The following is a 21,280-nucleotide window of genomic DNA, read 5'->3' as shown; positions in this document are numbered from 1 at the left end:
TTAGTCCGCCGATCCGCTTTTGGCCTGGGGGGCTGTGGCGCTCGCGTCCACCGTCGGCGCGGCCTGCGGCTTGTCGTCGACCAGCGCGCCGTCGAACAGGCGCGACTGTCCGGCCACCACGATCCTGTCTCCGACGTTCAGGCCTTCGGAGACGACGGCATTTGCGTCGCCGCTCTGGCTGACCTTGATCGGCCTGGCGCTGACCTTGCCGTTGTCGCCGATCACGTAGGCGAACAGACCCGACGGCCCGTGCTGCACACCATCCTGCGGCACCACGATGACCTGCTTGAGCGTGCCGATCAGCATTCGCGTGGTGACCGACAGGCCGGGCCACAGTGCGTTGTCCTTGTTGTCGAAGCGCGCTTTCAGACTGATGGTCCCGGTGGCCTGGTTCACCGAATTGTCCATGACCACGAGCCTGCCTTGCGACAGCGTCCTGGTTCCGTCCGAGGTCAGCGCATCGGCGGGCACCTCGCCGGCTTCATAGGCTTTGGCAATGGCCTGCAATTGCTCTTCCGGTTCCGTGAACTGCACGGCAATCGGCTGCAGCTGGGCGATGGTGACGATCCCCGTCGTATCCGCGGCATGCACGATGTTGCCGGGGTCAACCAGCCGGAAACCCGTTCGTCCGGTAATCGGCGCCTTAATCGAGGTGTAACCGAGATTGGTTTGCGCGTTGTCGATGGCGGCCTGGTCGCCCTTCACCTGCGCGATCAGTTGATCGACCAGCGCCTGCTGGGTATCGAGATTTTGCTGGGTCTCGAATTGCTGCTTCGCGAGCTTCTGAAATCGCTCCAGGTTCAACCGGTCGTTCCTCAGATTGGCCTCGTCCTGGGCCTTCTTCGCCACCGCCTGCTCGAGAGCCGCGGTAAAGGGGCGTTGATCGATCTCCAGAAGCGGATCGCCCTCCTTCACCATCTGCCCCTGTTTGAAGAACACCTTGGTGATCTGACCGTCGACACGGCTCTTGACCGTGACCGTCCTGAACGGCGAGACGACTCCGAGACCGTAGGCGCGCACGGGAAAGTCGGCCTTCTTCACCACGAACGAGGTGACGGGAATCTTCGCCGCGGCCTGACTGGCAGCGCTTTGGGCGGCCGCCGCGGCTGGCTTGACGCCCCCGAGGAGCTCATACCATACGCCATAGGCCACCGCGGCTATTGCAAGGATTCCAAACAGCGCAACGCTGAGCTTCGGTCGCGTTGACAAATTGATGGACCTCTAACTGTTTGCACCTGCCTTCAGAAAACCGACTGATTGCAGGTGCGACTGCCGCCTCGGATTGGAAGTATCGCGGACAAAATCCCAGCGTCAAAATGACGATCGCGTGCGAAAATCTGTACAAATTTTCATGTTCGCTCGCTGCAAAACGCAATCGGTGAATCAAAGCCGTCCAACGAAGGCCAGGCAGACATAAACAGAAACGATATGGAGAGATGCGAGAGATCACCGCGGCATCACACTGAATTGCGCCGGCGATCGCGAATTTCAGGACCGCTCGCCTCAGGTCAGGCCTTATCATTGCAGTTCAGCAAGCGCTGCTTGATGGGAACGAGGCGCGAGATGAAGGCTGATCAACCGAACCACCGGGGAAATGTCGTACCGTTTCGAACGCGATCGGGAGGCGGCAGAGATCCGGTCGATGATGTGCGGTCCGGCGACATTTTGCGCATGCTCGACCTCTCGAAGTTCGAACATCGCTCCGCTGTCGAGAATCGAGCCAGCATGCGTTCCAACATCGCGGCAATGGTTCTGCTCGGGCTTCTCGTATTCATTGCAACAGAGGACTTTTCCAGACTCGAGCAATCGAACCTGTGCTCACAAAACTCGGAGTGCAGGAATTGAATAGCGTTCGTCATCAACTGACGGCGTAACGACGAATCGCAATTTCAGCGGCAAGCGTGTCAGCCAACCGGTGTTCGCGCGGATGTCAGCGATGTCCGGCTTGCCTTCAACGAGGAACGAAGGTCCGGAAGACCCCATTGGCACCGTCCCGCCAATCGTGTAACCCGGCCGAAACCCTCGCCGGGACGGGACGCTGATGAGTGCGGTTGCCACTGATAACGCGGGAGATGGCACCCGCGCGCTGATCTTTGCGCTGCTTGCGCTCGCCTGCGGGCACATGCTGTCGACCTTGCTGCGCACGATTCCCGCCGTCAGCCTCGATTTGATGGCGGCGGATTTCCACATCGAGCCGCAGGCGCTGGCGAGCCTCACCTCGGTCTATCCCTTTGCCTTCGCCGCCGCGCAGATTCCGGTCGGCGCTGCCATGGATCGCTTTGGCGTCCGGCCCGTGTCGCTGAGCCTGCTCATGGGAACCGTGATCGGCGCCATCGCGTCGGGATTCGCCACGGGGCCCGAAAGCTTCGCGGTCGGGCAGGTGATGCTCGGCATCGCGACATCAGGCATGCTGATGTGCCCGATGACGCTGGCGGCCAAGCAATTGTCGGCGGCACGGTTCGGGCTGTGGTCCGGCGCGATCCTCTCGATCGGCAATATCGGCATGCTGCTGTCGTCGAGCCCGCTCGCCTTCGTGGTCGATCATTACGGCTGGCGCGCCGGATTCTGGATCTCCGCGCTCGGCGGCGTCTTCGTCGCGCTCGCCGTGTTCGTGCTGGTGCCGAGGCAGCCGGCCGAGCACAAGGACGAGTCCTCGCCGCTGTCGCAGATGATCGAGGTGCTCAGGCTGGGACTCTCGCGCCCCCTGCGTGGCCTGATCGCGCTGGCGCTGGTGTCGCTCGCAACCTCGCTGGTGCTGCGCGGCCTGTGGGGCGGACCTTGGCTGATGGAGATCAAGGGACTGACGCGGGTCGAGGCCGGCAACCAGCTCGGCGCATTCACGCTGGCGATGATCGCAGGTCCCCTGTGCATCGGCATGATCGACCGCAGGCTCAGTCGCCGCCGCGAACTGGTGGCGGGCACGCATATGGTCGGCGCGCTGCTGCTGGCGCTGATGGCGCTGGGGGCGCCGCATTATGCGGTCTCGATCCTGTTCGGCGTGCCCGTGATGCCGCCGCAATATGATCTCGTGCTGTTCGTGCTCATCGGCCTTGCGACCTCCGCCCAGCCGCTGCTGTTCGGCATGTCGCGGCAGCTGGTCGATGCGCAAACCGCGGGCAAGGCGCTCGCGGCGATCAACCTCGCCTTCTTCCTCGGCGCCGCCCTGATGCAGTCGATGACGGGCGCCGTGGCGGCGTTCGCGGGGCTGCCGGCGGTGCTGCTGTTCATGGCGGCGGCGCTACTTCTGGGCGCGCTGATTTTCCTCGCATACACGCGGAGCGTCTGAGGCCCTTGCACAACGGTGCGCCGCGGGGGATGCTGGCGCACTCCGTGCATCAAGGGAATGAACTCAATGCCTGTCGATACCAAAGCTGCCACCGACCGCCTCATGCGCTTTCTCGCCGTCGAGGGCGTCACCGGACAGGAGGCGGCGATCGGGCGTGAGCTCACGGCCGCGCTGAAGGAGAGCGGCGTGCCGGCCAAGGCGATTCGGCTCGACGACGCCAACACCCGCATTCCCGTGCCGACCGAGACCGGCAACCTGATCGTCGACCTGCCCGGCCGCGGCGCGCTGCACAACCAGCCGCGCATCATGTTCATGACCCACATGGACACCGTGCCGCTGTGTGCCGGCGCCAAGCCGAAGAAATCCGGCCGCAAGATCGTCAACGAGGCCAAGACCGCGCTCGGCGGCGACAACCGCTGCGGCTGCGGCGTGCTGGTGACGCTGGCCGCCGAGCTCGCCAAGCAGAAGCTCGATCATCCCCCGATCACGCTGCTGTTCTGCGTGCGCGAGGAGAGCGGGCTCTACGGTGCGCGCCACGTCAAGCTGGATGAGCTCGGTTCGCCGGTGATGGCCTTCAACTATGACGGCGGCTCGGCGTCCAACGTCGTCATCGGCGCCGTCGGCGCGGACCGCTGGAATGTCGAGATCTTCGGCCGCGCCTCGCATGCCGGCGTCGCACCGGAGCGCGGCATCTCCTCGACCATGATCATGGCGCTCGCACTTGCAGACGTGAAGGCCGGCGGCTGGTTCGGCAAGGTGGTGAAGGGCAAGGGCGCCAATGCGCGGATGGGCACCAGCAATGTCGGCCCCGTCACCGGCGGCGAGGGCCGCCCGGCGGGCGATGCCACCAACGTCGTCACCGACTACGTCCATGTGCGCGGCGAGAGCCGCAGCCACGACGGCAAATTCTTCAAGGAGATCACCAAGGCCTACAAGGCCGCGTTCGAGAAGGCCGCCAAGAAAGTGACGAACGCGCAAGGCAAGTCCGGCAAGGTCAAGTTCAAGGCCGAGACCGACTATTTTCCGTTCCGCATGAAGGACAATCTCCCCGTCGTCAAACGCGCGGTCGAGGCGGTCTCCGCGGTCGGCGGCACGCCGAACGTCCGCACCGCCAATGGCGGCCTCGATGCCAACTGGATGGTCCGCCACGGCGTTCCCACCGTGACCTTCGGCGCCGGCCAGAACGAGGCGCACACGATCGACGAGTGGATCAATCTCGACGAATACGACCGCGCCTGCGCGCTGGCCGTGCAGCTCGCGACGATGCGGTGAGGTGCGTCGCGTGAGCTCTGAAAGATCGTTTGTCGCCAATGACGGCACCGTCATTGGGTATCGGCAGCTCGGAACAGGTCCCGGACTTGTGCTGCTCCATGGCGGGCTGCAGAGCGCGGCAAGCTTTGCCGACCTCGGAGCAGCGCTGGCTGACCGCTTTACTGTCAACATCCCGGACCGTCGAGGTCGGGGTCTGAGCGGCGCCTTTCGGCCCGATCACTGCATGGCGACCGAGATCGATGATTTCGGTCGGCTTCTCGCCGAGACGGGAGCCCGCAATGTGTTTGCACTCAGCGCCGGAGCGCTGATTGCCTTGCACACCGCGCTTGTCAATCCGGCGATCTCACGCCTTGCCCTTTACGAACCTGCGCTCGAGTTCGGCTCGGTCCAACCACGGTACTGGGCCTCGAACTACGAGGCGGCCCTGACCAAGGGAGACCTGGCTGCGGCCTTTGTCGCCGTGATCAAAGGCACCGGCGACGACGGGATCATGACAAAGCTCCCTGCGCCTGTGCTGAGATCGTTCTTCGCCATGATGATGCACCTGCGTCGAAATGCAGGCGCGGGCGATCGCCCACCTCTGGCTACTCTCATCCCGTTGGTCCATTACGACATCGAGCTCATCAAGGAGATGGCCGGCGACCCCGATCGCTTCAGGGGCCTGGGAACGAAAACGCTGCTTCTCGGTGGCGATCGCAGCCAGGGCTATCTCAAGGCTGCGCTCGATGCGCTCACTCCGATCCTGCCGAACGCGACACGCGTTGAGTTCAAGGGCACCGGCCACATCGCGGCAGACAACGCAGGCGATCCTGCCCGCGTCGCCGCGGAGTTGCGGCGTTTCTTCGCATGACCTGCGAAGACCGCGCGAAGACGTAGCAGCATTGCCGCAAACGAGGTTGCCTGCCGGTGCACGCCAGCCTAGCCTGCAACAAAAAGCAGGGAGGCCGCATGGCACGCATCTCGACAGTCGAGACCGGACTCTACCGAATCCCCCTCCCCGTCACGCTGTCCGACTCCACGCATGGCGAGATCGCGGCGTTCGAGCTGATCACCTGCCGCATCCGCGATGCCGACGGCGCCGAGGGCGTTGGTTATACCTACACGGTTGGGCGCAATGGCGGGGCGACCGCGGACATCCTCAAGCGCGAGATCCCGCCGCTCGTCGAGGGACGCGAGGCCGACGACACCGAAGCGATCTGGCATCACGTCTGGTGGGGCCTGCATTATGGCGGCCGCGGCGGGCCGGCGGTGCTGGCGCTGTCCGCGCTCGACATTGCATTGTGGGACCTGAAGGCGCGGCGCGCGAAATTGCCGCTGTTCCGCCTGCTCGGCGGCTTCGATGCGCACGTGCCCTGCTATGCCGGCGGCATCGACCTCGATCTCTCCGTCGAGGCGCTGCTCGCGCAGACCGACGGCAATCTCGCCAAGGGTTTTCGCGCCATCAAGATGAAGGTCGGCCGGCCCGATCTCAAATCCGACGTCGCGCGCGTCGCTGCGATGCGGCAACATCTCGGCGACGGCTTTCCGCTGATGGCGGACGCCAACATGAAATGGACGGTGGAGGAGGCGATCCGCGCCGCCCGCGCGTTCGTCCCCTACGACCTCACCTGGCTCGAGGAGCCTGTTATCCCCGACGACGTCGCGGGCCATGCCCGCATCATGCAGGCCGGCGGCGTGCCGATCGCGGCCGGCGAGAATCTGCGCTCGCTGTGGGAGTTCAAGAACTACATCGTCGCCGGCGCGGTGTCCTACCCCGAGCCTGACGTCACCAATTGCGGCGGTGTGAGTGCGTTCATGAAGATCGCGCGGCTGGCGGAGGCGTTCAATCTCCCGGTCACCAGCCACGGCGCGCACGACATCACGGTGCATTTGCTCGCGGCCTGCCCGAACCGCTCGTACCTGGAAGCGCATGGTTTCGGACTGGACAAGTATATCGAGCACCCGCTGGTGCTCGCGGACGGCAAGGCGCTCGCGCCGGACCGGCTGGGCCATGGCATCAGCTTCGACTGGAAAGGGCTGGCGAAGCTCTCGCCGTAGGGACGCATTGCTGCACGCGAGGCATTCGCAAGCGCTTGACGGGTCGGCTCGATATTCGGCTATGCTGGCATTAGCCGTCCCCCCTTGCGAAAGACCCCTGCCTTGCCCCCCGAGCTGCACCAGAAACTGACCCAGTGGCGCCGTCATCTGCATGCACACCCGGAACTGGGCCTCCACGAGAAGGCCACCTCGGCCTTCGTGCAGGAGAAGCTCACCGAGCTCGGCATTCCCTTCGAGGCGGGCATCGGCGGCCACGGCGTCGTTGCGACGCTGGCGCGGGGGGCGGCGCAGGGCCGCGTCGGCCTGCGCGCCGACATGGATGCGCTGCCGATCACCGAGGACACCGGCCTGCCCTACGCCTCGACGACATCAGGCGTGATGCATGCCTGCGGCCATGACGGACACACCGCCTCGCTGCTCGGTGCGGCCGCGCTGCTGGTGGCCGACACCAGCTGGAGCGGCACCGTCGACTTCATCTTCCAGCCGGCCGAGGAAGGACTTGGCGGGGCGCGCGCGATGGTCGGCGCGGGCCTGTTCGACCGCTTTCCGATGACGCGGGTGTTCGGCTTCCACAACTGGCCGGGGCTCGCAGCCGGCACCATCGCGGTCCATGACGGCGTCGTGATGGCTTCCGGCGGACGCGTCAGCATCACCATCGACGGCCATGCCGGACATGCCGGCATGCCGCATCTGACCCGCGATCCCGTGATGGCGGCGGGACACCTGATCGTGGCGCTGCAATCGGTCGTGTCGCGCAGCATCGACCCGCTCGACACCGCCGTGCTCTCGCTGTGCACGCTCGAAGGCGGCACGGCGCGCAACCAGATCGCAGGACGCGTCACCATCGGCGGCACGCTGCGGTATCATCGCGACGCGGTGAAGGACGTCATCCTGGCGCGGATCGAAGAGATCTGCGCAGGCATTGCAACGACCTTCGGCGTCAAGGTCACGCCGGAAATCGTCATGGGCGTCGGCGTGGTGGTCAACACGCCGGCCGAGGCGGGCCTGGCGCGCCTTGCCGCGGAGAGGGTGCAGACCGAGGTGCGACGCGATCTCGCGCCGAGCATGGCCGGCGAGGATTTCGCCTTCTATCTCAAACAGTGCCCCGGCGCTTTTGCCTGGATCGGCAACGGTGAATTGCGCGACGGCGCCGAGCTGCACGGCCCGCGCTACGATTTCAACGACGCGATTTTGCCGGTCGCCTCGACCTGGATGGCCGAGGTCGCCAAGGTGGCGCTGAAGTCGAACTGACCCCGGAACGGCAGGGCCTCGGATTCCCTGCGCGTGACGTCGGCCGTGCGCCGACCGCCCCGCCGCACTGTCCCACCGACACTTTTTCTTTGGCCTGCAACCCTTTGAACATGCAGCGGCGATGACTGCCCGACCGGGCGCGTTGCAGCACCGCACCGTCGCGCGCGCTTGACGCGGGACGTGCGGGCAGGTCTTATGAAAATAAAGAACAATTGTTCGCATTCCGAACAATCTGTAGCAGGACCAAGCGGGCTCACAACACCGCATCCGCGTCACCAGAGGAAACGTCATCGATGCAAGCCATCCTCAATGGCGACAGCACGCTCATCATCGCGATGATCGTCGCCTACATCGCCTTCACGTCCTGGCTCACGCTCAAGCTGCGCAGCAGGACCAGCGATCAGTTCATGACGGGCGCACGCGCGATGCCGGCGGTGGTCGTCGGCGTGCTGATGATGTCCGAATTCGTCGGCGCCAAATCGACCGTCGGCACGGCGCAGGAAGCGTTCCAGTCGGGCATGGCGGCGGGGTGGGCCGTGCTCGGCGCCTCGATCGGCTTTTTGCTGTTCGGGCTCCTGATGGTGAAGAAGCTCTACAGTTCCGGCGAATACACCATCTCGGCGGCGATCGCGCAGAAATACGGCAAGTCGACCATGCTCACGGTTTCGGTGATCATGATCTACGCGCTGCTGCTCGTGAACGTCGGCAACTATGTGAGCGGCGCGGCCGCGATCGCCACCGCACTGCATGTCAGCATGCCCGTTGCGATGTGCATCATCGCCGTGGTCAGCACCTTCTACTACGTGTTCGGCGGACTGAAGGGCGTCGCCTGGGTGACGATCCTGCACAGCGCAATCAAGGTCGTCGGTATCGTCATCATATTTTCGGTTGCAATGTCGCTGACCGGCGGCATCGCGCCGATCCAGGCCAAGCTGCCCGCCTATTACTTCAGCTGGGACGGCAAGATCGGCTTTGCGACCATTTTCGCCTGGACCTTCGGCACCGTCGGCGCGATCTTCTCGACCCAGTTCATCGTGCAGGCGATCTCCTCGACGCCGAGCGCCGATGACGCGCGCAGGGCCACCTTCTATGCGGCGGCGTTCTGCCTGCCGCTCGGATTCCTGCTCGCCCTGATCGGCGTCGCGGCGAAATTCCTCTATCCCGACATGAACAGCCTCTACGCGCTGCCGGTATTCTTGGAGAAGATGCCGCCGCTGGCCTCGGCTTTCGTGACGACCTCGCTCGTCGCCTCGATCTTCGTCAGCGTCTGCACGGTTGCGCTCGCGATCGCCTCGCTGGTGGTCCGCGACTTCTACGTCCCCTACTGGAAGCCGACGCCGGAGCGGGAGCTGAAGATGACCCGCCTGTTCTCGGTGGCGATCGGCATCGCACCGCTGGTCTTCGTCTTCTTCGTCCCGGAAATCCTCAAGCTGTCGTTCTTCACGCGCGCGCTGCGCCTGTCGATCACCATCATCGCGATGATGGGATTCTACCTGCCGCTGTTTGCAAGCAACCGCGGCGCCACCGCCGGCCTGATCGGCGCCGCGATCTCGACGACGGCCTGGTACATGCTCGGAAACCCCTTCGGCATCGACAACATGTATGTCGCGGCCGCGACACCACTGGTGGTGATGGCGGTCGAGCGCCTGGTGATGGGCCGCGCTCCGGCCGCCGCCGCGACTTCGCAGACGGCGCAGCCAAATGCATTGATGGAAAGGACTTCGACATGATCATCGATACCGAGATCGTGACCACCGACATCGGGATCGCCGCCGATGGCGTCGTTCGCCCGGCCGCCGGCGATCCCGACCGGTCCGACGCTTTCATTCCCTCGCCTTGCGTGCAGAACCACGCCGCCAATCTGATGCCGCTCGCGAACGGCGATCTGGCTTGCGTCTGGTTCGGCGGCACGCAGGAGGGCATGTCGGACATCTCGGTCTATTTTTCGCGCCTCGCCCGCGGCGCAACGCAGTGGTCTCCGGCCGAAAAGCTGTCCGACGACAACGGACGTTCGGAGCAGAATCCGGTGCTGTTTCCCGCACCTGACGGCACGCTGTGGCTGATGTGGACGGCGCAGCTCGCGGGCAACCAGGACACCGCGCTGATCCGCCGCCGCCTCTCCCGCGACAACGGCAAGAGCTGGAGCCCGATCGAGACGCTGTTTCCCGAGCAGCGCGGCCGCGGCACCTTCATCCGCCAGCCGATCGTCGTGCTCGACAATGGCGACTGGCTGCTGCCCGTGTTCTATTGCCACAGCACCCCGGGTCGGAAATGGAACGGCGACGAGGACACCAGCGCGGTGAAGATCTCGTCCGATTCCGGCACGACCTGGCGCGACATCGACGTCCCCGGTAGCCGCGGTTGCGTGCATATGTGCATCGCGCGGCTCGACGACGGTTCGCTGATTGCCCTCTACCGCAGCCGCTGGGCGGACAACATCTATCAGAGCCGGTCCACCGATCACGGCCGCACCTGGTCGGCGCCGGTCCGGACCGTGCTGCCCAACAACAACTCCTCGATCCAGGTCACGCGGCTCGGCAACGGTCATCTCGCGCTGGTCTTCAACGATTCCAGCGCCAGGGATGCGACCGGGCGCCGCCTCTCGCTCTATGACGAGATCGAGGACGATTTGCCGCCCGTGCTCGCCGGCGACGGCAAGACGACGGACGAACGCACCGCGTTCTGGGGCGCGCCGCGCGCGCCGATGACGCTGGCCGTCTCCGCCGACGGCGGGCGGACATGGAGCAAACGCAACGTCGAGACCGGTGACGGCTTTTGCATGACCAACAATTCACGCGATCAGACCAATCGCGAACTATCCTACCCTTCGGTCAAGGAGACCGCCGACGGAGCGATCCACATGGCCTTTACCTTCCATCGCCGCGCGATCAAATATGTGCGCGTGACCGAGCCATGGGTGAAGCGCGCCATCAGAGACTGAGAGCATGGACAGGAGGCCACATGCGCTCGTCACGGGCGCCAGCTCAGGGATCGGCGCTGCGATCGTCGAACGGCTGCTGCGCGATGGCTGGCGAGTGACCGGCATCAGCCGCCGTCCCGCGCCATTCGACCATCCGGCCTTCGATCACCTCTCGCTCGATCTCGGAGAGGTCGATAACATCGCGAACGCCGTCGCTGGCGTCGCGCCAACCGCACTCGTTCACGCGGCCGGCATGCTCAAGGTCGGCGAGCTCGGATCGCTCGACCATGACGACGGCACCGCGATGTGGCGACTGCATGTCGATGTCGCCGAGCGCCTCGCCAACACGCTGGCGCCGCGCTTGCCGAAAGGAGGACGCATCGTCCTCATCGGCAGCCGCACCGCCTCAGGCGCGGCCGGCCGCGGTCAATATGCCGCGACCAAAGCGGCGCTGGTGGCGCTCGCGCGGTCCTGGGCCATCGAGCTCGCGCCGCGCGGCGTCACGGTCAACGTCGTTGCGCCCGCCGCAACCGAGACACCGATGCTGAAAGACCCGACGCGCGCCAATGTCGCGCCAAAACTGCCGCCGATCGGCCGCTTCATTCGCCCGGAGGAAGTCGCGCACGCGGTGGCGTTCCTGCTTTCGCCGGAGGCCGCGGCCATCACCGGACAGCAGCTCGTCATCTGCGGCGGCAGCTCGCTCTAGGCGCACGGCCGCAATCACGGTCGGCCCGCAATTGCGCGAGGGACAGCCCCTGGCGCGGCGGTCGCCCTCACATCATCGCGATGGCGACGGCCGCTATCAGCGCGTGGCCGCGATCCTTGCGCGGAAGCTCGCCTGCCCCTGCATGATCTTGTCGAGCAGTGCATCGAGCGCCCAGAAGCGCTCACGGATGTCGAAATCGATGGTCCGGCCGTGGGCGCAGGCGAACGTGTCCTGGTTAGGCGAGCTATGGGCCGCCGGCAACGGAGCCCGCGATCACCATGACGAGATCGGCAAGATCGATCTTTCCATTGACGACCAGCGCTTCCGAAGAGCCTTCGACTTTCAGCGCTTGCGGCCGGTTGGCGGCCTGACGCTTGAGCTCGCCGATAATGGCCTCCTTGAGCTTCTCCTCCAGCATCCGATCTCCTTTCAGGCTGTCATTTGGGATTTGGCTCTTCAAGGCCCTCTCCGGGCTCGTCGAGCCGCCCACTCCGGGCCAGCCGGATAGCGTTGCCGAGCGCGCACGCCACGTTGCGCACCTCCTGCTGAAACTCGCGGTCCTCGTCGAGGTCGCGGTGGGAGGTCGCATATGGCTCCATGTAGCCGACATAACCGTCGATCTCGCCGAAGCGGCCCGCGGAGATCAGGTGCATGTCGATGAGCCAGTCTGACAGGCTCCGGCGCACGCCCTCGGCCCCGACGCTGTCGCCGTGAACGACGAGGCCGAAATGGCGGCCGGCGAGATGGCGCGGATAGGGCCAGCCCTTCAGCTCCATCGCCTTGGCTTCATCGGCCTTCTTGCCGTGCGTCGAGGTCGGATCGGGATTGCCGCCGTCGGCGCAGACGAGGCGATCAATCATCGCCTTGAGACCACCCGGCACGTGATACCAGTTTACCGGCGTCACGATCAGGATGCCGTGGGCCGCGACCCAAAGCGGATAGATCTCGTTCATCCAGTCGCTGGTCTGCCCCAGCGAATAGTTCGGATAGCAGCTGCACGGCCAATGGCAGAGCGGCATGGCGGTGGAGACGCACGATTTGCAGGGATGGATGGTCTTGCCGAACTCCGAGGTGAGGCGGGAGAGATCGAGGATGTCGACGGCATAGCCCATCTCCACGAAGACGGGCTCGGCCAGCTTGACCAGGCGCCAGTTTTCGACATCTCGCCGGGACAGGTGTGCTCGCTGCGCGCCGAGCCGTTGATGATGAGGATGCGCGGCGCCGCTTTGGCGTCGTCGTGCCGCCGCTGCGCCTCCAGAATTGCGGCGCGCGCGGCGAGCCAGTCGACGGCGAGGTCGTAATCGGGATCGGCGAAGCCTTCCCCCGCCTTCCTCGTCACCGGTGCCTTGCGCAAATGACTATAGGCATCCCAGGCAGCGCCGACGATGGCATCGAGCTCCGTCTCGAGCGGTGCAAAGGCCGGATCGACGAACTGGCTTCTGTAGCGCCTCTCGAACGTCTCGCGCGACAGCTTGACGGGCGGCATTCCCTTGCGAACGTCGACATCCGTCATGCTGACTCCTCGGCAGGTCGTGCAATCCGACCAACCCGGGGCACGGAGCGCGGTTCCAAGCTTTGCCAAGTGCAACCAAGGCGCCTTGGCGACGTTGACTGAAGCACCGCCGGGTGACAACCGGACACAACGGGGACGATGAACGCGGCGCATTTTTCCGGTTTCTGCCCGCGACATCAACGCATCGGTACGCGCTGACATCTGACCTGTTCCCGGCGCGTGCAGCCTTTGAGCTGCAGCGCCCTGCACCTACTCCCGCCAGAACCCGGCCAGCTCTTCCGCTGTCACGAGATCGACCTGGCCGTGAAAACGAATGCGGTACATCGTTACGAGCGCATCGTGGCCGACATCGGACGAGCTGCACAGCGCGTCCTCGACGATCACGACCCTGAAGCCGAGATCGACCGCGCTCAGAACCGTCGAGAGAACGCAGACGTCAGTCTCCGCACCTGACATCACCACCGTGCCGACGCCCTTTTCGACCAGAAGGCCCGCCAGAGCCGGATTGCTGAACGCTGAATAGGCCGGCTTGTCGACGATGCGGGCTGGAGGAACATGGCGCGCCAGGGCCGGCACGAGATCTAGAGCGGATGGCGGAAGATGGCTGCGCGTTGCCTGGCGCCAGCGTTGAAAATAGACCTGCCACTGGCCGGGACGGTCTTCCGGATCCTGCGGCGGGATGAAGCGCGTGAAAATCGTTCTGGCCTGATGGCGCGAGACGATCGACGCGATTGCCGGCAGGACCTTTTCCATCCACGGCGTTTCCCAGAGACCGCCGGACGCAAAGATGTTCTGCATGTCGATGCAGAGGTGAACGGCACGCCGAATTTGGCTGTCCGGCGACTTTGCGTCACTCATCAGCTTTCCATCCCGAAGCGCCTGGCTCGATCAGAGATCCTCTCGCGCCAGGCTTGGAAAGCTCGATGACTCAGCAATCCTTGTCGGCGGTAGCGGTCGTCGACTTCGGCTGCCCGGCGGCCGTCGGCTGTCCCTGCATCTGACGCTGGGCGTCCTGCGACGAGGTCGCCGTGTTGTCGGTGGCCTTGTTCATGGTTGACGTCGGCGGATGCTCCTTGGCATTTGACGGAGCGACGCCTGTCGTCTCGGTCGCCCGTCCGGTCGTGGCCGGTCCCGAGCCGGCATCGCGGTTGGCGGTGTTGCAGGGACCGCCCAAAGCGATGGTCGAGCTGACGGCCAGCATCGCGCCAACCAGCATTGATCTTGTAAGCATGACATCTCCTTCCGATCTGGCCGGCCAATGCCTGGCGGAGCCGGGTTCCGCGATTTTGCGATGTTGCCTCGCGAGCATTTCCGCGGGGAATGACGTTTGCCGCCTCTCGCAAAGGTTGCCTGTCTAATCGCGCAAGGGATCGACCGTTCCTAAAGCGGTGGGGACTTCGAGGCTTGGAACGTCAGGCAAACCGGAAAATCACTCCGTGAACGTCTCGGAGGCCTCTTCGGCATTGATGGCAGGATCGGCCGAAAGCTCTCGCTCCGCTTCGTGCCAGAACTCCTCCTGCCGTCCTTCGGGTTTACCTGCCAGTTCCCAGAGCTGGTGCGCGCGGGTCTGGATCTGAGCCGCCGTCGGCTTCGCCATTTGAATTCGCTCCCTGATATCTGCCGCCACACTTCAGTTCGGTCTGGCGGGGTGCGCCGTGCGCGGATGGCGGTCGTGCAGCAGCCGGGCCAGGGCTTCACGATCCCCGGCATGGCCTTTCATCGCCGTCTCGAACAGCGCCTCCTGGACGTCCCGCGGCATCTCGCCCCACACGTCCATGGCGGCAAGGCCCAGCAATGTGGCAAAGCGTTCCTCGACCATTTCGATGCTCCCTGTCCGGCCTGACAATAGGAACAGCGAGCGCCGGCTTGCGTTCCCAACACAGGACGCCGACCGCTGGGCGCATATCCGCTAGATAATGCCGCCCTGCCGAAGCGCCGCGATCGCGGCCACGTCGTAGCCAAGCTCCGTCAGGACGAGGTCGGTATGCTCGCCGAGCGTCGGCGGACGCGATGCGATCTCGCCGGGCGTTTCCGACAGCCGGACGGCAGCGCGGGCGACGGGTGCGCGTTTCGGCAGGCCGGGATATTCGACCTCCTGCATGAAGCCGGCGGCGCGAATATGCGGATGGTCCAGCGCCTGTTGCGGGCTGAGGACGGGCCCGGTCGGAATCATGGCCTTGCCCAGCGTGTCGACAGCCTCCTGCGTGGTGCGCTCGGCGCACCAGCGCGCCATCCGCTCGCTGATGATGGGGCCGTTGTTGCCGCGGCTGATGTCGTCGGCAAAGCGCGGATCGTTCAGCCACAGGTCCTCCTCACCCATCAGCTTCGCCCAGCGTTTGAACAGCGGATGCCCCGTCACCTGGCACAGCACCCAGCCGTCTTTAGTGCGGTAGATGTCGGCCGGCGCTGCGGTCTGGCCGAGATTGCCTGATGGCACGCGATTGACATTGATGACGGCCTGCTCGATCAGCGTGGCATTGGTGAAGGACAGCGCGGTCGCAAGCAACGCGCCCTCGACGATCTGCCCGCGTCCGGATTTGCCGCGCTCGATCAGGGCTGCGAGCGTCCCGAACGCGCAATGCAGCGCCGTGCCGAAATCGACCCAGTTCACCGCGGCCCGATATGGCGGGTCGCCGGCACCGGTCATGTAGACCGAGCCCGACATGACCTGGCCGACACCGTCGAAGCCGACGCGGTCGGACCAGGGCCCTGGCCCGCCGAACGCGGTGGCGGTCGTCAGGATGATGTCGGGCTTGATCGCCTTCAGCGAGTCGTAATCGAGCTTCATCGCGCGCAGGGTCTGTGGCGGCAGATTGGCGACGACGACGTCCGCGGTCGCGATCAGGCGGCGCATCACCTCCTGCCCTTCCGGCTTCATCGGATCGAGCGTGATGCACTTCTTGTTGCGGTTGACCTGAAGAAACAGCGCGCCTTCGCCGCCCTCGCCGACCGGCGCCACGAAGCGATCCTCGCTGCCGTCGCGCTTTTCCACGCGGATGACCTCGGCGCCGAATTCGGCCAGCAAGGTCGCGCAATAGGGCCCTGCGATATAGCGCCCGAAATCGAGGACGCGCACGCCCTCCAAAACTCCTCCCATCGATCCCTTCCCTCATTTTTTGTTCTTGCCAGATTACAGGGACTGGCTGCCACGGCAAGGCGGGCTGCGGGCATGCCGCCACGCTCTCAAGATTTGCCCGCAACTTGTGATCGCCTGACAGTTTCGGCGGGCGGAAATTGTGCTCTAGTATAGACCTCTCCGTCCCCCAACCAGAGCCCATCCATGCCGCAACAATTCGATCGATCCGCAGAAGATCTCGGCAACGCGATCCATTTCGAGCACGTCAACATCCAGGTCCCGGACCAGCGCCTCGCCACGCTGTTCTACGTGACGGGGCTTGGACTGACCCGCGATCCCTATCTGATGGTGTCCGACACCAACATGTGGATCAATGCCGGACGGAGCCAGTTTCACCTGCCGAGCGGCAGGCCGCAGGTGCTGCGCGGCCATGTCGGGCTGGTCATCGAGGGCCGCGAGGCGCTGCTGGCGCGGCTCGCGTCGGTCGCGAAGAAGCTCGAGGGCACGGCGTTCGCGTTCGCCGAGCGCAATGATCATGTCGAGGCGATCTGTCCGTGGGGCAACCGACTGCGCTGCTACGAGCCGGACGCCGCGCGCTTCGGGCGCATCGCGCTCGGCATTCCCTATGTCGAGTTCGACGTGCCTGAGGGCACCACGAAGGCGATTTGCGCCTTCTACCCCGAGATCATGGGCATGCCCGCGAGCTTGCGAAACGGCGACGGCCAGGTCGCCGCCGTGAAGACCGGCCGCGACCAGCATCTGTTGTTCCGCGAGACCGATCGGCCCAAGGGCGACTACGACGGCCACCATGTGCAGATGTACATCACCGACTTCTCAGGCCCCTACCGCAAACTCCTGGCGCGCGACCTGATCTCGCGCGAGGACAATCAATACCAGTACCGCTTCTGCGACATCGTTGATCTCGACAGCGGCAGGCATCTCTTCACGGTCGAGCACGAGGTCCGCAGCGCGACCCATCCGATGTTCATGCGTCCCATGGTCAATCGCAATCCTGCGATCAACAACCGCAATTACGCATTCGGCCACGATCAGTCGCTCTGGGCGATGGGGCCGGATCAATACGAGGGATAGGAGACGGCGAACGCGCGCCTTGCGGCGCGCGATCCATGACCTCGGCCGGCCATCAGCAGCCACGGCAGATGATCAGCCGGCGGTCGATCTCCTTGTCGAGCCGCTGCAGCTCCGCGTCTTCGGGGGAGGCTTGCGTCGACCCGGGCACGTCGCTGCGCCGAGGCTGCCGGTGACCGATGGGGGCCTGCCGGGCCAGGTCCGCGAGCCTTGTTGCGGGGACGCTGCCGGGCGAGGCGACGGCCACAGGCGCGGTTGCGCCTCCGCCAGCCCTGAGGCTGGAGGCCGATCCGAACAGGAACGTAGCTGCGACGACGGTCACGCCAAGTCTGATTGACATCATCATTCTCCTATCGCGGTGACGTTGCGACGATGCGCATGCGATGGATAGGAGGTCCCGGCTACTCGACCATTTCGCCCGCGGCGACATCGCGTTACCATTGCAACCGCGATCGCCGAATGTTGTGCGCCGGCTCTGGATTCCTGTTTTGACGCGCTTTCTTCGCCCGAGCCGGTATCCGCTTCGCTCGAAAAGGCTCTACCGCGCGGTGGCGGCGCGCCTCACGCGTCGTCGCGCGGCCGACGAGGCGACGCTCCGCGCCAGGACGCCGGCGAGCTCCGCCGATATCAGCGGGTGATGAACGAGCTCGGTGATCCCGGACGTCTCCAGCGACGGCACCGCCAGCTCGCGCGTCGAGGGGCTCGCCAGAATCATCGGCAAGGCCGGCGCCGCAGCGTGCAATGCCGCCGCCAGCTCGATCGAGGAGCCTCCGGGCAGGTGACACACCAGTGCCGCATCGAAACGCGTTTGCGCGGTGCGGCAGGCTGCGATCGCCTCCGCCAGCCTGGTGAACCCGACCGGCTCATAACCCAGCGCCGCGAGGATTTCCTCATGGCGCAACAGGCGACGGCGGTCGGTGTCGAGCACCAGCACCGTCTCGCCCGTGCCACGGAACGCAAGATCCGGGCTGAGCTGAACCGGCTCCGCCTCGTCGGGGTCGCCGGACGGCAGCCAGACGTCGAAGCGCGTGCCCGCATCCGGCTCGCTCTGCACGGCGACGGCGCCGCCATATTGCTCGGCGATCTCGCGAACGGTTGCGAGCCCGATGCCGTTGCCGTCAGGGCGCGTCGTGAAGAAGGGCTCGAAGATCCGCTCCAGCGTCGCCTCGTCCATTCCCGGCCCCGGATCGGTGACCGAAATCACGGTGAAGCGGCCGGGGCCGACCTCACTGCGTCCGATCGACAATGGCTGTTGAAGATCGCGCACCTTGATGCCGAGTTCGATGCTACCCGGCTCCGTCATCGCCTGTGCCGCATTGTTGCAGAGATTCAGGATCACCTGCTGCAACTGCGCGGGCTCGCCCATCACGGTGGCTTCTTCGGACGTCTCATCCACCTCGAACTGGACGTGCGAAGGCAACGAAGCTGCCAGCAGCGATCTGGTCTCGTCGATCAGGGTCCTGACGCAGACACTCTCCCGCCTGCCCTCGCCGCGGCGGCCGAAGCCGAGAATCTGTTCGACCAGTTCGCGCGCCCGCTCGCCGGCACGGCGGATCTCCGCAAGGCTGCCGGCCGGCCGGCCCCCCGACCGGATACGCGCTTCGGCGATCTCGGCATAGCCGAGGATCGCACCGACGATATTGTTGAAGTTGTGGGCGATACCGCTGGCAAAGGTGCCGAGGGTTTCCATGCGGCGAGCCTGTTGCAGGCTGGCCTGCAAGCGCTCCTTCTCGCCTTCGAGCCGCACCCGGCGGATCGCGTTGCCGATGGCGTCGAACGCCATGCGAAACAACGAGACTTCGGACCAGTATGCGAGCGCCCCGGCCGGCACGGTATCGAAGCCGAGGATTTCATCGCGATGTCCCCGGACCGCCGTCACGCACAGCCAGCCGCCGACGCCGGCGTCCTCGAGCAGGTTCATCGTGTCGTCGGGATGGGTGGCCTTGACCTTGGGGATATAGACGATACCGCCTTCGCCACCGTCGAAGCGTGGCGCGAGGCTCAGCGCGCGATCCGGCCAACCCGCCTCGAATGCGATCCCGTCGCGGGACCACCGATAGGTGCTTATCGTCGTCCCGGTCGCGCCGACGAAATAGGCGCGATCCGCACCGATGCATCCGGCGAGCTGTTGCAGCGCGGTCTCGACGTCAGCGGTGATCCTCTCGCGGCTCGAATCGATGAACCGCATCGAGATGCCGGCCATGACGTGCTCGAAGGCCGCACGGCGACGCAGCGTGACCGCGCGCCGGTGCAATAGCAATCCGAAATAGACCACGCCGCAGAGCAGCAGCAGCGACGTCATGAACTGCAACAGGCGTACCCGGCGCGCCGACGCTCGCGAGGCCAGCTGACGCCTGGTGATCAATGCCAATACGGCATCCTGCTCGCGGTTGTTCGATTCGGCGACGAGCGCCTTCAGGATCATGTCGATGTCGGGCAGAAGGTCATGCAGCATCTGCCCGTGCATCAGCAAAGCGCGGACCGAATCCATGTCCTGCGGCGGCGTTTGCACGAGCGCCAGCTCTTCCAATCGATCCTGGACCTGGCGCGCCACGACGTCCGACGTATCGAGCGTCAGGCGCAGCATGCCTGCCGCCAATGCGGAGGCGGCCGTGACCAGCGCCCGCTGATCCGACTCGGCCAACTTGTCGCTGAACAGACCGAAATAGGCAAAGGAGTTCTGGAGCAACGCGTTGCGGCTCTTGAACCGTTCGATCAGGTCCTCCTGCCGGAGGGCACGCGCCGACAGCACATCGATGGCCCTGGTCTCTTCGGCGTTGAGACCCGGCGTTTCGCGCAGCCGCGTCAGGGCATCGTCATACGCATCGGTCATCTGCACCAGCTTGTCATAGTTGCGCGACAGGCCGGCGCGCGCGGTCAGCACTTCCCTGGTCATCGCGCGTTCGAACCGGGTGAAGTCGCCAAGCGCCTGGAGCTGACGGTCGTAACGTACCGAATTGAAGTTCAGCCCGTTCAACAACAGCCAGGTCAGCAGGGCCAGCACGCAGGTTACGCCGATCACGGCGGGGGCAAATTTCATGGGGAGCCTCCGACAGTCGCGCCGCGATAGGTGCCGGTCAGGCTGTTCAGAAAGGCGACGATCGCCTTGACCTGCTGCTGCGTCAGCGTCGCGTTCAATTGGGCAAAGGCCATCTTGCGAACCGCATCATCGAGCGTCGGCGCGCTGCCGTCATGGAAATACGGCGGCGTGGTCGCGACGTTGCGCAGGCTCGGCACGCGCAGAATTTTCGGCTCGGGCGATGCGAGCGGGTGGAATATGCCGTGGCGCTGGAACAGATTTCCGCCGACATTGACGCCCTGATGGCAGGACGCGCAGCCCAGCGATTTGAACAATTGGTAGCCGCCCAGCTCGTCGTCCGACAGCGCCGCGGCGTCACCCGCCAGCCAGCGATCGAACTTGCCGCCCGGCGTGACCAGCGTGCGCTGGAAGCTTGCGAGCGCGTCGACGACATCGCCGTGCTCCGGGCGGCGGCCATAAGCCGCGAGGAAGCTCTCGCGCATGTCCGGATCGGCATTGAGCTTCTCTGCGATCTCGACCGAGCTGCTCGCCATGGTGCGCGGGCTTTCCAGCGACGCCCTGGTATCGGCTTCGATGCTGCGCAATTTTCCTTCCCAGCCGAATCGGAAGCTGAGCGTCGCATTGAAGACGGTGAGCGTGTTGAGCGCGATCTCCGCTCCGTCGAGGCCGACATCGTGCGACCTCGGGCTCGCGCCGTTCGTCGCGATATCGTGGCACGAAGCGCAACTGCGCGAATTGTCGTGCGACAGCCTGCGATCGGAGAACAGTCGTTCGCCGAGCTTGACCTTCAGCGGGTCGATTGCGGGCGGCGCCGGAATGGGCGTGATGGGCTCATCCTTGCGGACCGACACGAGAGCGGGCGGCGACTGCGACGGTGCGGGAGAGACCTTCAGGGAGCACGGCACCAGTGCGCAAATCACGATCGCGCAACGTCGAAGGCCGGCACCTCGTCCGGCCCCGAGAAATCTGGCGAACTGCTTCACGCCCTGAAATGTGGGGGTGAAGCGAGAATTGTCGCGTCTGCTCAAGGAGTTTTGATCGAAGCTGGATGAGGTCCCGAGGGTGGTGGTCGGCTTGGCGGTGCGAGATC

21 protein-coding genes and 1 pseudogene are annotated in these 21,280 nt (G+C 65.1%); 10 read left to right on the top strand and 12 right to left on the bottom strand.

What is annotated here, in order from left to right:
* Complete coding sequence (locus OWC48_RS27050; protein WP_282522704.1) at positions 1–1,209, bottom strand: efflux RND transporter periplasmic adaptor subunit; 1,209 nt, start codon at positions 1,207–1,209, stop codon at positions 1–3.
* Positions 1,210–1,563: 354 nt separating this feature from the next.
* Here OWC48_RS27050 and OWC48_RS27045 point away from each other — a divergent pair, with 354 nt between their 5' ends.
* From OWC48_RS27045 to OWC48_RS27005, 9 genes are all read left to right on the top strand, one after another.
* The gene (locus OWC48_RS27045) at positions 1,564–1,845 is read left to right on the top strand and encodes a hypothetical protein (RefSeq protein ID WP_282522703.1); all 282 of its coding nucleotides are present in this window, start codon (positions 1,564–1,566) and stop codon (positions 1,843–1,845) included.
* A gap of 196 nt (positions 1,846–2,041) precedes the next feature.
* Entirely contained in the window at positions 2,042–3,286 is a 1,245-nt protein-coding gene (locus OWC48_RS27040) for an MFS transporter (protein WP_282522702.1), read from the top strand.
* A gap of 66 nt (positions 3,287–3,352) precedes the next feature.
* Entirely contained in the window at positions 3,353–4,558 is a 1,206-nt protein-coding gene (locus OWC48_RS27035; protein WP_282522701.1) for a M20/M25/M40 family metallo-hydrolase, read from the top strand.
* A 1-nt stretch (position 4,559) separates the two neighbouring features.
* Positions 4,560–5,408, top strand: a complete 849-nt coding sequence (locus OWC48_RS27030; protein WP_308777016.1) for an alpha/beta hydrolase — start codon at positions 4,560–4,562, stop codon at positions 5,406–5,408.
* Between the two features lie 98 nt (positions 5,409–5,506).
* Positions 5,507–6,595 carry a mandelate racemase/muconate lactonizing enzyme family protein gene (locus OWC48_RS27025; RefSeq protein ID WP_282522699.1) on the top strand — a complete coding sequence of 363 codons (1,089 nt, stop codon included), beginning with the start codon at positions 5,507–5,509 and terminating at the stop codon, positions 6,593–6,595.
* 102 nt (positions 6,596–6,697) lie between these two features.
* Entirely contained in the window at positions 6,698–7,846 is a 1,149-nt protein-coding gene (locus tag OWC48_RS27020; protein WP_282522698.1) for an amidohydrolase, read from the top strand.
* 293 nt (positions 7,847–8,139) lie between these two features.
* Positions 8,140–9,576, top strand: coding sequence for a sodium:solute symporter family protein (locus tag OWC48_RS27015; protein WP_282522697.1), 1,437 nt, complete (start codon positions 8,140–8,142; stop codon positions 9,574–9,576).
* Complete coding sequence (locus OWC48_RS27010; protein WP_282522696.1) at positions 9,573–10,787, top strand: exo-alpha-sialidase; 1,215 nt, start codon at positions 9,573–9,575, stop codon at positions 10,785–10,787. The genes OWC48_RS27015 and OWC48_RS27010 overlap by 4 nt, the downstream gene beginning before the upstream one ends.
* 4 nt (positions 10,788–10,791) lie before the next feature.
* Positions 10,792–11,472, top strand: coding sequence for an SDR family NAD(P)-dependent oxidoreductase (locus OWC48_RS27005; RefSeq protein WP_282522695.1), 681 nt, complete (start codon positions 10,792–10,794; stop codon positions 11,470–11,472).
* Positions 11,473–11,568: 96 nt separating this feature from the next.
* Here the strand turns inward: OWC48_RS27005 and OWC48_RS27000 are convergent, their stop codons facing one another.
* The 8 genes and pseudogenes from OWC48_RS27000 to OWC48_RS26965 form a co-directional block, all read right to left on the bottom strand.
* Positions 11,569–11,733 (bottom strand): hypothetical protein, encoded by a 165-nt coding sequence (locus OWC48_RS27000; protein ID WP_306664491.1) that lies wholly within the window; start codon positions 11,731–11,733, stop codon positions 11,569–11,571.
* Positions 11,717–11,890: a hypothetical protein gene (locus OWC48_RS26995; RefSeq protein WP_282522694.1), complete on the bottom strand. Its 174-nt coding sequence runs from the start codon at positions 11,888–11,890 to the stop codon at positions 11,717–11,719. The genes OWC48_RS27000 and OWC48_RS26995 overlap by 17 nt, the downstream gene beginning before the upstream one ends.
* A gap of 19 nt (positions 11,891–11,909) precedes the next feature.
* Positions 11,910–12,985: pseudogene (locus tag OWC48_RS26990) on the bottom strand (flavodoxin family protein).
* A 249-nt stretch (positions 12,986–13,234) separates the two neighbouring features.
* On the bottom strand, positions 13,235–13,843 hold the full coding sequence (locus tag OWC48_RS26985; RefSeq protein WP_282522693.1) for a cysteine hydrolase family protein: 609 nt from the start codon (positions 13,841–13,843) through the stop codon (positions 13,235–13,237).
* 70 nt (positions 13,844–13,913) lie between these two features.
* Positions 13,914–14,216: a hypothetical protein gene (locus OWC48_RS26980; RefSeq protein ID WP_282522692.1), complete on the bottom strand. Its 303-nt coding sequence runs from the start codon at positions 14,214–14,216 to the stop codon at positions 13,914–13,916.
* Positions 14,217–14,414: 198 nt separating this feature from the next.
* Positions 14,415–14,582: a DUF2934 domain-containing protein gene (locus tag OWC48_RS26975; protein ID WP_282522691.1), complete on the bottom strand. Its 168-nt coding sequence runs from the start codon at positions 14,580–14,582 to the stop codon at positions 14,415–14,417.
* A 33-nt stretch (positions 14,583–14,615) separates the two neighbouring features.
* A complete protein-coding gene (locus OWC48_RS26970; RefSeq protein ID WP_282522690.1) occupies positions 14,616–14,804 on the bottom strand; it encodes a hypothetical protein in 189 nt (62 codons plus the stop codon).
* A 90-nt stretch (positions 14,805–14,894) separates the two neighbouring features.
* Positions 14,895–16,082, bottom strand: a complete 1,188-nt coding sequence (locus tag OWC48_RS26965; protein WP_282522689.1) for a CaiB/BaiF CoA-transferase family protein — start codon at positions 16,080–16,082, stop codon at positions 14,895–14,897.
* A 183-nt stretch (positions 16,083–16,265) separates the two neighbouring features.
* Between OWC48_RS26965 and OWC48_RS26960 the strand changes: the two genes are divergently transcribed.
* Positions 16,266–17,153 (top strand): VOC family protein, encoded by an 888-nt coding sequence (locus OWC48_RS26960; RefSeq protein WP_282522688.1) that lies wholly within the window; start codon positions 16,266–16,268, stop codon positions 17,151–17,153.
* A gap of 52 nt (positions 17,154–17,205) precedes the next feature.
* Here the strand turns inward: OWC48_RS26960 and OWC48_RS26955 are convergent, their stop codons facing one another.
* From OWC48_RS26955 to OWC48_RS26945, 3 genes are all read right to left on the bottom strand, one after another.
* Positions 17,206–17,490, bottom strand: coding sequence for a hypothetical protein (locus OWC48_RS26955; protein WP_282522687.1), 285 nt, complete (start codon positions 17,488–17,490; stop codon positions 17,206–17,208).
* Between the two features lie 198 nt (positions 17,491–17,688).
* Positions 17,689–20,190: a two-component system VirA-like sensor kinase gene (locus tag OWC48_RS26950; protein WP_282522686.1), complete on the bottom strand. Its 2,502-nt coding sequence runs from the start codon at positions 20,188–20,190 to the stop codon at positions 17,689–17,691.
* On the bottom strand, positions 20,187–21,095 hold the full coding sequence (locus OWC48_RS26945; protein ID WP_282522685.1) for a cytochrome-c peroxidase: 909 nt from the start codon (positions 21,093–21,095) through the stop codon (positions 20,187–20,189). Before OWC48_RS26945 ends, OWC48_RS26950 begins: the two co-directional genes overlap by 4 nt.
* Positions 21,096–21,280: the final 185 nt, after the last annotated feature.

Source organism: Bradyrhizobium sp. Arg816, assembly GCF_029989365.1.
Classification (GTDB): Bacteria; Pseudomonadota; Alphaproteobacteria; order Rhizobiales; family Xanthobacteraceae; genus Bradyrhizobium.
Note: the sequence above shows the minus strand (reverse complement) of the source record. Positions and strands in the feature narration are given on the sequence as shown.

Bases quoted from the DNA above. Each gene is read 5' to 3' on its own strand.
- OWC48_RS26975 (WP_282522691.1), bottom strand. From the start codon at position 14,582: ATGGCGAAGCCGACGGCGGCTCAGATCCAGACCCGCGCGCACCAGCTC.
- OWC48_RS27035 (WP_282522701.1), top strand. From the start codon at position 3,353: ATGCCTGTCGATACCAAAGCTGCCACCGACCGCCTCATGCGCTTTCTC.
- OWC48_RS27040 (WP_282522702.1), top strand. From the start codon at position 2,042: ATGAGTGCGGTTGCCACTGATAACGCGGGAGATGGCACCCGCGCGCTG.
- OWC48_RS26955 (WP_282522687.1), bottom strand. From the start codon at position 17,490: ATGTCAATCAGACTTGGCGTGACCGTCGTCGCAGCTACGTTCCTGTTC.
- OWC48_RS26950 (WP_282522686.1), bottom strand. From the start codon at position 20,190: ATGAAATTTGCCCCCGCCGTGATCGGCGTAACCTGCGTGCTGGCCCTG.
- OWC48_RS26965 (WP_282522689.1), bottom strand. From the start codon at position 16,082: ATGGGAGGAGTTTTGGAGGGCGTGCGCGTCCTCGATTTCGGGCGCTAT.
- OWC48_RS27015 (WP_282522697.1), top strand. From the start codon at position 8,140: ATGCAAGCCATCCTCAATGGCGACAGCACGCTCATCATCGCGATGATC.
- OWC48_RS27010 (WP_282522696.1), top strand. From the start codon at position 9,573: ATGATCATCGATACCGAGATCGTGACCACCGACATCGGGATCGCCGCC.
- OWC48_RS27025 (WP_282522699.1), top strand. From the start codon at position 5,507: ATGGCACGCATCTCGACAGTCGAGACCGGACTCTACCGAATCCCCCTC.
- OWC48_RS26980 (WP_282522692.1), bottom strand. From the start codon at position 14,216: ATGCTTACAAGATCAATGCTGGTTGGCGCGATGCTGGCCGTCAGCTCG.
- OWC48_RS27005 (WP_282522695.1), top strand. From the start codon at position 10,792: ATGGACAGGAGGCCACATGCGCTCGTCACGGGCGCCAGCTCAGGGATC.
- OWC48_RS26960 (WP_282522688.1), top strand. From the start codon at position 16,266: ATGCCGCAACAATTCGATCGATCCGCAGAAGATCTCGGCAACGCGATC.
- OWC48_RS26995 (WP_282522694.1), bottom strand. From the start codon at position 11,890: ATGCTGGAGGAGAAGCTCAAGGAGGCCATTATCGGCGAGCTCAAGCGT.
- OWC48_RS27045 (WP_282522703.1), top strand. From the start codon at position 1,564: ATGAAGGCTGATCAACCGAACCACCGGGGAAATGTCGTACCGTTTCGA.
- OWC48_RS26970 (WP_282522690.1), bottom strand. From the start codon at position 14,804: ATGGTCGAGGAACGCTTTGCCACATTGCTGGGCCTTGCCGCCATGGAC.
- OWC48_RS26985 (WP_282522693.1), bottom strand. From the start codon at position 13,843: ATGAGTGACGCAAAGTCGCCGGACAGCCAAATTCGGCGTGCCGTTCAC.